Source organism: Streptomyces fildesensis (assembly GCF_016107395.1).
Taxonomy (GTDB): Bacteria; Actinomycetota; Actinomycetes; order Streptomycetales; family Streptomycetaceae; genus Actinacidiphila; species Actinacidiphila fildesensis.
This window is the reverse complement of the sequence record NZ_JAAIKO010000018.1, coordinates 128,043-140,479: the sequence shown is the minus strand read 5'-3', so window position 1 is coordinate 140,479 and position 12,437 is coordinate 128,043. Positions and strand designations below refer to the sequence as shown.

Genomic DNA, 12,437 nt, shown 5'->3' with positions numbered 1-12,437 from the left:
CCGTGCTGCCGATGATGCCCGGAGTTCCCGAGCGAGCCACCCATGACTACGTCCGTGCCGGCACCACCACCCTGTTCGCCGCGCTCGAGGTCGGCACCGGCAAAGTGATCGGGTCCCTGCACCGCCGCCACCGGGCCGAGGAATTCAAGAAGTTCCTGATCAAACTCGACAAGGAAGTGCCGGCCGGCCTGGACGTTCATCTGATCTGCGACAACTACGCGACCCACAAGACACCTGCGATCAAGAAGTGGCTGCTGGCCCACCCCCGCTTCCACCTGCACTTCACCCCGACCGGATCGTCCTGGCTGAACCTTGTCGAGCGGTGGTTCGCCGAGCTGACCAACAAACAGATACGGCGAGGCGTCCACAAGTCCGTCCAGGCCCTGGAGAAGGACATCCGTAACTGGATCGCCGCATGGAACACCGACCCGAAGCCCTACCTCTGGACGAAGACCGCAGACGAGATCCTCGAACGCCTCGCCTCATATCTGAACAGAATTCCCGACTCAAAACACTAGTGGATCTGGGTGATCTCCGGGCCGCGGCGCAACGGGTCGAGCCCGTCGCCGAACTTCGGCCCCTCGGTCTCCTCCTGCGCGATGCCCTCGGGCACCATCTGGGCGTCGGTCGGCAGCTTCAGCACGATCGGGTCGCGCGGCGCCATCGGCGTCTCGCCGCGCACCACGACGGTGTCGCGGAAGACGGTCTCCAGCAGGCCCGCGGCCTCCGGCTGCACCGCTCCCTGGCCGGAGATGACCCCGCGCAGGAACCAGCGCGGGCCGTCACAGCCGATGAAGCGGACCAGCTGCACACCGTTCGTACCGTCCGGCAGCTGTACGGGCACCTGCGCGCGCAGCTCCCAGCCCAGCGAACCTTCGATCTCGTCGACGATGCCGCCCTGCTTGGTGATGCCGGACGCGATCTCGTCCCGGACCTCGCCCCAGATGCCCTCGGACTTCGGGGCGGCGAACGCCTGCAGCTGGACAGCGCTGTCGTTCAGCACCACGGTCGCGGCGACGATCGACTCACCGGCCACCTCGACGCGCAGCTCCATGCCCTCGACACCGGGCACGAACAGTCCGCCGAGGTCCACCCGGCCCTCGCCGGGCTGCTTGACCTCGCTCAGGTCCCAGGGCCCGTCGGGCCTGGGGGCGGGCGGAAGGTTGTACCGACCCGATTCGCCGGAGTCGTCGGACTCCCCGGCGTCTTCGGCGTCTTCGGCCAGCTCGTCCGGGCTCGCGCCCTCGAGCTCGTCGAGGGCGTCTTCGCGCTCCTTGCGACGACGACGGAACACGGTCACTGTCCTTCCCGGTCTGCAACGACCGAAGCGAATCCATTACTGGTCTGGCCGTCGGGGGCATCACCTACCGAGGCATGCCCCCCGGTGGAGCCGAAGCCCCCAGCGGCCCTGGCAGAACCGGGAAGTTCCGCGACCTCGTGGAAGCGGACCCGTTCGACCTGCTGGACGACCAGTTGGGCGATCCGGTCTCCCCGTTCGAACCGCACGCTCTCGCGTGGGTCCAGGTTGACCACGATCACCTTGATCTCCCCACGGTACCCGGCATCGACCGTTCCCGGGGCATTCACGAGGGTCACTCCGCACCTGGCCGCGAGGCCCGAGCGGGGGTGCACGAAGGCCGCATACCCGTCCGGCAGCGCGATGGACACGCCGGTGGGGAGCACCGTTCGTTCGCCGGGGGCGAGTTCCGCGGCCTGGGTGGTCACCAGGTCGGCTCCCGCGTCGCCGGGGTGCTCGTACGCCGGAATGGGCACCGAGTCGTCGAGACGGCGGATGAGAACGTCCACGGGACGCCGTGCCGCTTCACTCACGGGTTCACCTCGAAGGCGCGGGCGACCTTGACCTGGTCGGGGTCGGACATCGCGGCCTGGATCTCCTCGGGACGTCCGTTGTCCGTGAAGTGGTTGAGCTTCACTTCCAGGAACAGGGCCTCGGCGCGGACCGCGACCGGGCCGTCGGGGGCGCCGATCCGGCCCTCGGCGGTGCTGTAGATCTTCCGTCCGGCGACCGCGCGGCAGTGCGCCCGCAGATACAGGGTGGTGCCGACGGGCACCGGGCGGACGAAGTCCGTCTCCAGCCGGCCGGTCACCGCGATGACCTGCAGCAGCCAGTTCAGCGAGCCGAGCGTCTCGTCCAGCGCCGAGGCCAGCACGCCGCCGTGCGCGAGGCCCGGCGCGCCCTGGTGGGCGGTCTGTACGGTGAATTCCGCGGTGACGCTCACGCCATCACCCGCACGGGATTCCAGGTGCAGTCCGTGCGGCTGTCCCTCGCCGCAGCCGAAACACTGGTCGTAGTGCGCCCCGAGCAGTTCGCCGGGCGCGGGCGCACCGGGATGCCGTACGGGCAGGCCTGCGTCTGGCGGCGGCTTCAGGCCCGGCCGGCCAGGGCTCTCGGATGCGGTAGCTCCACTCACGCCCGAGACCCTACCCTCCTGCGGGATCCTTTCCCGTCGGCCGTCCGTTGACCCGTACCGGCTTCCACCCCACCTTGACCGGAGCGCACATGAGTCCCAAGTCCGTCGTCGTCACCGGAGCCGGCCGAGGCATCGGCCTCGCCGTCACCCTCGAGCTCGCGCACGCCGGATTCGACGTGATCGGCACGGTGCGGACGCCGGAGAAGGCCGAGACACTGCGGGCGGTGGTGGAACGTACGGGGGCGGCGGTGCGGACGGTACTGCTGGACGTGGCCGACGCGACGTCGTGCGTCCAGGCGTTCACGGAGATCGCGATGATGACGGACGGCGGCCCCTGGGCGGTGGTCAACAACGCGGGTTTCGCCCAGCCCGGTGCCGTCGAGGACGTGGGCGACGAGCAGGTGCGGCGCCAGCTGGAGACGAACCTGATCGCCCCGGCCCGTATCGCCCGGCTGGTGCTGCCGGCGATGCGGGAGCGCCGGGACGGCCGGATCGTCAACATCTCGTCGGTCGCCGGCCGGGTCTCGCTGCCGATGCTGGGCTGGTACTGCGCCAGCAAGCAGGGCCTGGAGTCGGTGACGGACGCGCTGCGCATGGAGACCGAGTCCTTCGGTGTGAAGGTCGTGCTGATCGAGCCGGGCTCGCACCGCACCGGGATCTGGGAGCAGGGCGCGGAGCTGCTGCCGGCCGGGCGGACCTCGGCCTACCGCGACCAGTACTCCGGCGCCGACCAGGTGGTGCGCGACGCCCGGACGCTGCCCGGTCCGCGTCCGGTGGCCCTGGCGGTCCTCAAGGCGCTGAACGCCCGGCGCCCGCTGGCGCGGTACCTGGTGGGCGGCGGCGCCCGCTCCGCGGCGGCCCTGGACGTGCTGGCGCCGACCGTCGCGACGGACTGGGCCAAGCAGCTCGCGAGCGGTCTGCGGGCCGCCCCGCCGCGGGTGGCGCGGGCGGTGGACCGGCTGCGCGGGAAGTGACCGGCCGGGCGGTGGACGGCCGGAAAGCGTCTGCCAAGCTGGGTGCCATGCAGCCCTACGACGAACGCCTCACCGTCCCGCGCTCCTGGTGGCTCCTGGCTCTGGGGGCGGGAGTCTCCGCCGCGCTGATCCTTTTCCCCTTCGGGGTGCTGCCGATGCTGGCGGGTCTGGCCGGCGGGACCGCGCTGGCGGCGATGGGCCTGAGTTCGTACGGTTCGGCGCGGATCCGGGTGGTGGCCGGCTCGCTGGTCGCCGGCGAGGCGAAGATCCCGGTCGCGGCGTTGGGCGAGGCGACGGTGCTGGACCCGGCGGAGACGATCGCCTGGCGCGGGCGGAAGGCCAACCCGCGCGCCTTCATGCTGCTGCGCAGCTACGTGCCGACCGCGCTCAAGGTGGAGATCACGGACCCGGCGGACCCGACGCCGTATGTCTATCTGTCGACGCGCTCCCCGGAGCGCCTGGCACAGGCCCTGGAGGCCGTCAGAGCTCGATAGCGGGAGGCGGGGGAGCCTGGGGCAGCTCGGGGCCGGGCAGCGCGTCCCAGGGGATCTGAGCGGCACGCAGGTCCTTTCGGACCTTCTCCGCGAGCCTCTTGGTGTCGCGCCGGTTCATCGTGGCGCCGACGGCCGCGCCGATCATGAACGGGGTCAGCGTCGGCAGGTTCCGCACCGTGCGCTTGATGAGCTGCTGGCGCAGCTCCCGCTTCATCTTGCCGCCGAGTGCGACGTTGAGCGAGGACAGCTTGAGCACGTCGATGCCGCGCTGCTCGGTCCACGACCACAGGTAGGCGGTCGCGCGCTCCCGTACGGTGCCGGCCGCACGGAGCCCGTAGACCTCGTGCAGCTCGGCGATGAGCTTGTACTCGACCGCCGCGACGCCGAGCGTCTCCGCGGCCAGCTCCGCCGGCATGGCGGGCGGGGTCGGCAGCATCGCCGCCGCTCCCACGCCTGCTCCGACGGTCATGGTGCCCTTGACGGCACCGGCGATGAGTTTGTCCGCGATGTCCTCGGGACCCAGACCCGGGAACTGCTTGCGCAGTGTGTCCAGGTCGCGCACGGGGATGCGCGGGGCCGCGTCGACGAGCCGCTCGGCGAGCGAGCCCATACCGACCCGCGCGCCCCTGCCGCCCTTCCTGGCCCCGCTCTTCACCCCGCGCCCTATGGCGGCCGCGAGCGAGGCCGCACGGCCCCGCTCGTCGTCCTCCCGGCCCTCAGGCGAGCCCTTCACGGCTACCCGCTGCCTCAGGCCGCGCAGTCGCGGCAGATCGGGTCGCCGTTCTTCGCCTCGCCGGCCAGCTGGCTGCGGTGGTGCACCAGGAAGCAGGTCATGCAGGTGAACTCGTCCGCCTGCCGGGGAAGCACCCGGACCGAAAGCTCCTCGTTGGAGAGGTCGGCGCCGGGCAGCTCCAGGGACTCGGCCTGGTCGAACTCGTCGACGTCCACCGCGGACGTGGACTTCTCGTTCCGGCGAGCCTTCAGTTCCTCGATGCTGTCCTCATTGACGTCATCGTCAGTCTTGCGTGGTGTGTCGTAATCCGTTGCCATGTGTCGCTCTCCCCCTCTGGGTATCTGCTGGTGTCTGCGCACGTAACGCGCGGGAGGCCGGACTTGTGCCCGACCTGAGGCGGAGATTTTGCCTCACATCAAGGCCTGTTACTCAATCGACACCCAACGTCACCCCGGATGAGGTGATCGTGGCAGTGGCCGATCAGGACCTGTTCCGGTCTGAAAGTCGCACATCACTCGTGCCAACACGTGTACTTCCCGTGATCATGACCAGCGGAAACATGGATTTTCCGGTCTTTTTTCGGGCGTAGTGATCACGCAGGGTAGGCAGGACCGGAATTCCAGGTGTGATCAATCACACCAGCTCCCCTCGATTCACAGACCGCGAAATTACTCGCAAAGCGAACACGATCCGACCCTCACGAGGGGTTCTGCGGCCCTCGGAAGACCCTTCGGAAGACTTCGGCCGACCACGGCGGACCCTGCCACCGGGTCCGCCGCCGGGTTCGCGGTCAGAGCGGGATCACCACCCGCATGACCAGGCCACCGCCCTCCCTCGGCTCCGCCGAGATGAAGCCGCCGTGAGCGCGCGCCACGGAGCGCGCGATGGACAGCCCCAGGCCCACGCCCTTGTCGCTGCCCGTTCGCTCCGTACGGAGCCGGCGGAAGGGCTCGAAGAGGTTGTCCACCTCGTAGGCGGGCACCACCGGGCCGGTGTTCGTCACTATCAGCAGGGCCTGGCCCGCCTCGGTGCCGGTCGTCACCTCGACCCAGCCGTCGGCCGTGTTGTACCGGACGGCGTTCTGCACCAGGTTCAGCGCGATCCGCTCCAGCAGCACGCCGTTGCCCTGCACCACCGCCGGCCCGAGCTCGCTGCGCAGCTCCACGCCCTTGGCCTGCGCCTCGGCGCGGGTCTGGTCGAGGGCCTGGGAGGCCGCCTCCGCGACGTCCACCGGCTTGCGGTGCACGATCTCGTTGTCGCTGCGGGCGAGCAGCAGCAGGCCCTCCACGAGCTGCTCACTGCGCTCGTTGGTGGCGAGCAGAGTCTTGCCGAGCTGCTGGAGGTCGGCCGACGCCTCCGGGTCGGCCAGCTGCACCTCCAGGAGCGTGCGGTTGATCGCCAGTGGCGTCCGCAGTTCGTGCGACGCGTTGGCCACGAAGCGGCGCTGCGCGTCGAAGGACCGCTCCAGCCGGTCGAGCATGTCGTCGAAGGTGTCGGCGAGCTCCTTGAGCTCGTCGTCAGGGCCGTCGAGCTCGATCCGGCGCTTGAGGTCGGAGCTGACCACGCCGCGCGCGGTGCGGGTGATCCTGCCCAGCGGCGAGAGCACCCGCCCGGCCATCACGTAGCCGAAGGCGAAGGCGACCACGGTCAGCCCTATGAGGGCCATCAGCGAGCGCCTGAGCAGCGTGTTGAGCGCCAGCTCGCGCTGGTGCTGCATGCAGATGTTCAGCGCGGCGTTGAACTGGTCGATGGTGCTGCTGCCGCTGCTGCTCTGCAGATTGGGACACGCGTCCGTCGGCTGCACATTGGCGCCCAGCAGCCGGAAGGGCAGCTCCATGCCCTGGTGCAGCGCCTGTGCGGCCAGCAGGTAGTTGATCCACAGCAGCAGGACGCCCGCGATCAGGAACATGCCGCCGTACAGGACCGTCAGCCGTATCCGGATCGTCGGCCGCAGCCACGGGGGCGGCGCCTCGGCCGGCAGCAGGTCCCAGCCGGGGCGGCGGGGAGCGGCCCGGTCGGCGGGTGGCCTGGCGGGGGGCGGGGGCGGGGCGGAGGAAGTGGTCACGCCGGTCAGATCCGGTATCCGGAGCCCGGCACGGTGACGATCACCGGGGGCTCGCCGAGCTTGCGGCGCAGCGTCATGACCGTCACCCGCACCACGTTCGTGAACGGGTCGGTGTTCTCGTCCCACGCCTTCTCCAGGAGCTGCTCGGCGGAGACCACCGAGCCCTCGCTGCGCATCAGCACCTCCAGCACCGCGAACTCCTTCGGCGCCAGATGCACCTCGGCGCCGTCCCGGAAGACCTCCCGGCGGTTGGGGTCGAGCTTGATGCCGGACCGCTCCAGGACCGGCGGCAGGGCCGTGGTCGTCCGGCGGCCCAGCGCGCGGACCCGTGCGGTCAGCTCGCTGAACGCGAAGGGCTTGGGGAGATAGTCGTCGGCGCCCAGTTCCAGCCCCTCCACCCGGTCGCTCACATCGCCGGCGGCGGTGAGCATCAGCACCCGGGTCGGCATCCCCAGCCCGACGATCTGCCGGCAGACGTCGTCACCGTGGACGACCGGAAGGTCACGGTCGAGGACCACGACGTCGTAGTCGTTCACCCCGATCCGCTCCAGGGCGGCGCCACCGTCGTACACGACGTCGACGGCCATGGCCTCGCGGCGAAGTCCGGTGGCAACCGCATCGGCGAGCAGTTGCTCGTCCTCGACGACCAGTACGCGCAAGGCGCTGTTCCTTCCGTGAGCAGTACGAATGTGCTCCCATCCTGCACCGGACGGCCGTAAACCGGCGGTAAGTGGCGACCGGACCGGAATTCGTCGTCCGCTCGAGGTTTCCTCGTCGCCGGGCCCGGGGAGGACCCGTCGTACACCCACCAACCAAGCCCCGACGCGCTTCCCGCCGCGCCGTTATGGGCTTTGACACACCCCGTGTCAACGACGACGACGAGGGGGCGCCAGCTGATGGACGCATTCACCACCGGAATCCTGCAGCGGATACACAGCACTGAATCCGACCTCCACCACGCCCGTGAGGCCGGCGACGAGTTCCTTGCCGAGGTCGAACAGGGCGAGCTCGACGATCTGCGGCGCCTGGCCGCGGAACACGGCGTGCACATCCAGTCCAAGGTCGCCTGACCAGTACGCCCGGCCGGGCCGCCAGGCCCTGGCCCCCGAACCGGAACGGCAGAGCAGCAGCCGTCGGCACGCCCCGGACACCTCCCTGGTGCCGGGGCGCTTCCGTGCCCGCTGCCGCACCCGGACGGGCGTGCGGCAGCGGGCGGTCGTCGGCCGAGCGGTCAGACGGAGTGGTAGCCGAGGACGTCGACCACCAGGTCGATGTTCCCGCCGCTGCCGTTGAAGAACGAGATCTTGCCGTCCCCGATCGGGACGACGACCTGGTTCGGGACCGTCTGACCGGCGATCCAGTTGATGTTGGAGGCCACCGGCTTCTGCCGCCCGTGCGGGTACACCGTCAGAAAGCCCGGTGCGCCCGTGCCGGTCACCGTCACGTTGAGCGTGAGCGACGTGGTATCGGAGGTCTGGTAGCAGTTGAGGGCGACATCGAGCGTCCCGCCGGGCGGGATGACGGCGGCCGGACGGTCCTGGTCGGTGCAGTCGCTCAGGTCGGCCTTACGGGTGTCCAGCACCCGGAAGGGTGTCTCGGCGTGGAAGGTGTTGTGCCCCTGGCCGCTGTAGTAGCCGGCCACATCCGCGATGACCTGCACCGTGCCAGGGCCGGTGCCGCCGCTGTAGAAGGACACCTTGCCGTCCACCACGGGGACCGTCACCAGGTTGGCGACGGTCCTGCCCGGCGCCCAGTTGAGGTTCGAAGCGACCGGACGGGTCGCGCCGTGCGGGTACACCGTCAGGAAGCCGTAGGCGGTCGGCGCGGTCGTCGTCACGTTCAGCGTCACCGCGGTGACGCCGGTCGCCGGGACGCCGTTGGTACCCGCGATCTGGAGATCGACGGAGCCGCCGGAGCGGACCGCGCCCTGCGGCGCGCCCGTGCCGTTCCTGGTGTCCATTGCCCGGGTGGGGCCCGCGGTGGTGAAGACGCTTCCCTTGGCGCTGTAATAGCCCGCCAGGTCGGCGATCACATCGGTGGTGCCCTGACCACCGCGCTGGATGGTGATCCGGCCGTTGTCGTCCACCGGAACGGTCACCAGGTTGGCGACGGTGTCGCCCGCCGCCCAGTTGAGGTTCGAGGCGATCGGCTTCGAATAGGTCGGGTAGACGGCCAGAAAGCCCGCGCCGGTGGTACCGGTGGCGGTGACGTTCAGGGTCACCGCGGTGACGCCGGTGGCCGGCACCCCGTTCCGGCCGGTCACCTGAAGCTGCATGGAGACGGCCGTCGGCAGCTGCGTGGCGTCACCATGCGACGAGCGGGTGTCCAGCAGACGCGTCGGCCCCTGCGGGGTGTAGAGGCTGCCGACGTCCAGCCACTCCCGGGCACCCCGGTCCCGGTGGCCGCCGCCGCTGTTCGGCGTCAGCGGGTCGTCCACCGCCTTGTTGCCCTGGGAGTCGACGTCGAGCATCCCGGGGGCGGTGATGTCCGCCGAGTCGATGGCCGGCAGCGGCTTGGCGTGCTTGTCGCCCTTCCAGGGGACGAGCGGATCGGCGAAGAAGTCGTGCGTGCCCTGGCCGGTCGCGGACCTGAAGGCCGGCTGGTACCCGTACGCGGTGCCCGCCCAGTTGTACGCCGACCGGCCGTCGATCGTGCTGAGGACGTTGTAGTCCGTCTTCGTTCCGGTGACGGAGCCCGGGGCCACGGTCAGGCGGGTGGGGTGCTCCGAGAAGCACTCGAAGGAGTCCCAGCCGGGCACGTCGGTCGGCGCGATGACGTTGTTCGCGATCGTCGCACCGGAGGAGGCCCCGGCCAGCACGATGCCGTCGTGGCAACGGCTGAAGACGGAGTTGCCCACCACGACCGCGCCGGGTGAGTCCGTGACGGAGATCCCGTCGCCGTCATACGCGTTCACGTGGTTCGTGGTCAGCACGGCGCCCTTGACACCGGGGTCCACCACGATGCCGGGACCGCTGATGACGTCGAGGTTCAGGCGCCCGACGGTGACCTTCTCGGAGGTGCCGAGCACGTGGACGGCGGCCGTGGCGGCCCCGGTCACCCATCCGCTGACGTACGACACGTCCGAGGAGTTCTCGATCCGCACCCCCTCGTCGACGGCGGCGAAGTTGAGGCTCTTGATCCGGATGTGCTGGGCGCCGCTGATCGTCAGCCCGCGGGCCGTACCGCCGGCGTCGCGCTTGCCGATGGTGGCCGAGTAGTAGGCGCTGGACCACACCCCGGATGAGGACACGGGGTCCCCGACGAGAGTGATCGGGGCGGCCTCCGTGCCCGACTTGGTGAGATTGACCTGCTCGGGATAGGTCCCCTGCGGCGCGATGTGCACCGTCTGGCCGGGCTGCACCGCGGCGACCGCGGCGGAGACGGTGCAGAACGGCTTGGCCTCCAGGCCGGAGCCGGTGTCCGTGCAGTGCGCGGACGCCGCGTTGTTGACATACAGGTTGGCCGGAGCGGCGGCCGCGGCCGGCTGCAGGACGACCGGAAGGGCGACCGCCCCCAGCAGTGCGGCGGCGCCCCACGCGCCTATGCGAATGTTGATGATTCCCCCATGAACGATGCTGAACGGCCCCCCTTGAGCCGCTCGGCGATCATTTCACAGGGCCCTGACACAGCACCCGGAGCGCCCTTCCCGCGAGCGCTGCCCGACCCGCTGCCGCCCGCGGACGGCCGTGCCGGTCCAGGTCAGTCGTGCCAGGCTCCCAGGTCCTCCAGCAGGCCCTGGAGCGCCTCGAAGAGGCCGGGTCCCGCGGCGACGGTCAGCTCGTTCGAGGGAGCCTGCCCGGGGCGCCCGCCGGTGCGGACGCCCGCCTCCCGGGCGAAGAGGGCGCCGGCCGCGAAGTCCCAGGGATTCAGGCCGCGCTCGTAGTACGCGTCCAGCCGTCCGCAGCCCACGTCGCAGAGGTCGATCGCGGCGGATCCGCCGCGCCGGATGTCGCGCACCTTCGGCAGCAGGGTGCGCAGCACCTCCGCCTGCGTCACCCGCCGGTCGGTGAGGTAGCTGAAGCCGGTGCCCACCAGGGCGTGCGCGAACTCGGGCACCGGGCGCGGCCGGGCCGGGGTGTCGTTGACGAAGGCGCCCTGCCCGAGGACCGCCCGGTAGGTCTCGCCGCGCATCGGGGCCGCGACGACTCCCACCACCGTCTCGCCGTCCACTTCGGCCGCGATGCTCACGGACCAGGAGGGCAGCCCGTACAGGTAGTTGACGGTGCCGTCGAGCGGATCGACGACCCAGCGCACCCCGCTGGTGCCCGGGCTCTCGGTGCCCTCCTCGCCGAGGAAGCCGTCCTGGGGACGGTGCTTCGCGATCAGTTCGGTGATCAGCTTCTCGGAGGCGATGTCCATCTCGGTGACGACGTCGATCGGGCTCGACTTGGTGGCCGCCACCCCGAGGTCGGCCGGCCGGCCGGTGCGCAGCAGTTCGCCCGCCTTGTGGGCGGCTTCCAGCGCGATCTCCAGCAGTTCGGTGCTCACGGCTCTCCTCAGTCGGTGCCCGCGACAGCGGGCTTGGGGCTCCGGGACGGGCAGCAGCCCGCCGGGCAGACGTCGTGGCTCGGACCGAGCGAGCCCAGCGCGCAGGGCCGCGGTGCCAGGCCGCGCTCGCTCGCCGCCCGCTCCAGGACCAGGTCGCGCACGGCGGCGGCGAACCGGGGGTCGGCGCCCACGGTCGCGGCCCGCGCGACCGGCAGCCCCAGTTCGGCGGCCTTGGCGGCCGCCTCGGTGTCGAGGTCGTACTTGACCTCCATGTGGTCGGAGACGAAGCCGATCGGCACCATGACGACGGCGGGCACGCCGCCCTCGTGCAGCTCCGCGAGGTGGTCGCAGATGTCCGGCTCCAGCCACGGGATGTGCGGGGCGCCGCTGCGCGACTGGTAGACGAGCTGCCAGGGGTGCTCGGTGCCGGTCGCCTCCCGTACCGCGTCGGCGATCACCCGGGCGGTGTCCAGGTGCTGCGCCACGTAGGCGCCGCCGTTCCCGTGGCCCTCCACCGGGCCCGAGGTGTCGGCGGCGGCGGTCGGGATGGAGTGCGTGGTGAACGCCAGACGGGCGCCGGCCCTGACCTCGACGGGCAGTTCGCCGAGCGCGGTGAGGACCGCGTCGGTCATGGGTTCCACGAAGCCGGGGTGGTTGAAGTAGTGCCGCAGCTTGTCCACGCTCGGCACCGGCCGGCCCTCGGCCGCGAGCTCGGCGAGGGCGCCGGCCAGGTTCTCCCGGTACTGGCGGCAGCCGGAGTAGGAGGCGTAGGCGCTGGTGGCGAGCACCAGGATGCGGCGGTGCCCGTCGTCGGTCATCTCGCGCAGCGTGTCGACCAGGTAGGGCGCCCAGTTGCGGTTGCCCCAGTAGACCGGCAGGGCGAGGCCGTGCTCGCCGAAGTCCTTGCGCAGCGCGTCGAGCAGCTCGCGGTTCTGCGCGTTGATCGGGCTGACCCCGCCGAACAGGAAGTAGTGCTGCCCGACCTCCTTGAGCCGCTCCCGCGGGATGCCCCGGCCGCGGGTGACGTTCTCCAGGAACGGGACGACGTCGTCGGGTCCCTCGGGGCCGCCGAAGGACAGCAGGAGCAGCGCGTCATAGGGCACGGCCGCGGGACCGGCCTCGTTGTGATCGGACATGGGTCCGATCCTGCCACTGGTGCCCGGCGTCCAGAAAAGCGATTGCCCTGCCACGTAACCTGTGGAGGACAGTCACAAGCCTTACCGACGCCGGCGAAGACGCCGTGGAGTGCCC

14 protein-coding genes are annotated in these 12,437 nt (G+C 70.7%); 4 read left to right on the top strand and 10 right to left on the bottom strand.

Annotated features, from left to right (window positions below; genetic code table 11):
- On the top strand, window positions 1–518 hold a 518-nt coding region (locus C6N31_RS23425; protein ID WP_198358094.1), incomplete at its 5' end, for an IS630 family transposase.
- On the opposite strand, the gene C6N31_RS23420 is transcribed toward C6N31_RS23425, so the two are convergent.
- From C6N31_RS23420 to C6N31_RS23410, 3 genes are read right to left on the bottom strand one after another with little or no spacing between them, the layout of a single operon-like run.
- Window positions 515–1,294: a DUF3710 domain-containing protein gene (locus C6N31_RS23420; protein ID WP_138356508.1), complete on the bottom strand. Its 780-nt coding sequence runs from the start codon at window positions 1,292–1,294 to the stop codon at window positions 515–517. The two genes, C6N31_RS23425 and C6N31_RS23420, sit on opposite strands and share 4 nt — an antisense overlap.
- Window positions 1,295–1,296: 2 nt before the next feature.
- Window positions 1,297–1,830 (bottom strand): dUTP diphosphatase, encoded by a 534-nt coding sequence (gene dut / locus C6N31_RS23415; RefSeq protein WP_138356507.1) that lies wholly within the window; start codon window positions 1,828–1,830, stop codon window positions 1,297–1,299.
- Entirely contained in the window at window positions 1,827–2,432 is a 606-nt protein-coding gene (locus C6N31_RS23410) for a PaaI family thioesterase (RefSeq protein WP_138356506.1), read from the bottom strand. The genes dut and C6N31_RS23410 overlap by 4 nt, the downstream gene beginning before the upstream one ends.
- Before the next feature lie 89 nt (window positions 2,433–2,521).
- On the opposite strand from C6N31_RS23410, the gene C6N31_RS23405 reads away from it, so the two are divergent.
- Both C6N31_RS23405 and C6N31_RS23400 read left to right on the top strand, forming a co-directional pair.
- Window positions 2,522–3,406 carry an SDR family oxidoreductase gene (locus tag C6N31_RS23405; RefSeq protein WP_138356505.1) on the top strand — a complete coding sequence of 295 codons (885 nt, stop codon included), beginning with the start codon at window positions 2,522–2,524 and terminating at the stop codon, window positions 3,404–3,406.
- A 47-nt stretch (window positions 3,407–3,453) separates the two neighbouring features.
- On the top strand, window positions 3,454–3,900 hold the full coding sequence (locus C6N31_RS23400; protein ID WP_138356504.1) for a DUF3093 domain-containing protein: 447 nt from the start codon (window positions 3,454–3,456) through the stop codon (window positions 3,898–3,900).
- Here the strand turns inward: C6N31_RS23400 and C6N31_RS23395 are convergent.
- The 4 genes from C6N31_RS23395 to C6N31_RS23380 form a co-directional block, all read right to left on the bottom strand.
- Entirely contained in the window at window positions 3,887–4,729 is an 843-nt protein-coding gene (locus C6N31_RS23395) for a hypothetical protein (protein ID WP_417791642.1), read from the bottom strand. The genes C6N31_RS23400 and C6N31_RS23395 overlap by 14 nt on opposite strands.
- A complete protein-coding gene (locus C6N31_RS23390; RefSeq protein ID WP_138356502.1) occupies window positions 4,648–4,950 on the bottom strand; it encodes a DUF4193 domain-containing protein in 303 nt (100 codons plus the stop codon). Before C6N31_RS23390 ends, C6N31_RS23395 begins: the two co-directional genes overlap by 82 nt.
- Window positions 4,951–5,423: 473 nt before the next feature.
- Window positions 5,424–6,698, bottom strand: a complete 1,275-nt coding sequence (locus tag C6N31_RS23385; RefSeq protein ID WP_381585986.1) for a sensor histidine kinase — start codon at window positions 6,696–6,698, stop codon at window positions 5,424–5,426.
- A gap of 5 nt (window positions 6,699–6,703) precedes the next feature.
- Window positions 6,704–7,357 carry a response regulator transcription factor gene (locus C6N31_RS23380; protein WP_138357505.1) on the bottom strand — a complete coding sequence of 218 codons (654 nt, stop codon included), beginning with the start codon at window positions 7,355–7,357 and terminating at the stop codon, window positions 6,704–6,706.
- A 237-nt stretch (window positions 7,358–7,594) separates the two neighbouring features.
- Between C6N31_RS23380 and C6N31_RS23375 the strand changes: the two genes are divergently transcribed.
- Window positions 7,595–7,768, top strand: a complete 174-nt coding sequence (locus C6N31_RS23375) for a hypothetical protein (protein ID WP_187145045.1) — start codon at window positions 7,595–7,597, stop codon at window positions 7,766–7,768.
- 161 nt (window positions 7,769–7,929) lie between these two features.
- On the opposite strand, the gene C6N31_RS44055 is transcribed toward C6N31_RS23375, so the two are convergent.
- From C6N31_RS44055 to C6N31_RS23355, 3 genes are all read right to left on the bottom strand, one after another.
- Window positions 7,930–10,155 (bottom strand): right-handed parallel beta-helix repeat-containing protein, encoded by a 2,226-nt coding sequence (locus C6N31_RS44055; RefSeq protein WP_269284054.1) that lies wholly within the window; start codon window positions 10,153–10,155, stop codon window positions 7,930–7,932.
- A gap of 242 nt (window positions 10,156–10,397) precedes the next feature.
- Entirely contained in the window at window positions 10,398–11,186 is a 789-nt protein-coding gene (locus C6N31_RS23360) for an inositol monophosphatase family protein (protein ID WP_269283935.1), read from the bottom strand.
- Between the two features lie 8 nt (window positions 11,187–11,194).
- Complete coding sequence (locus C6N31_RS23355; protein ID WP_198358093.1) at window positions 11,195–12,322, bottom strand: ferrochelatase; 1,128 nt, start codon at window positions 12,320–12,322, stop codon at window positions 11,195–11,197.
- Window positions 12,323–12,437 lie beyond the last annotated feature (115 nt).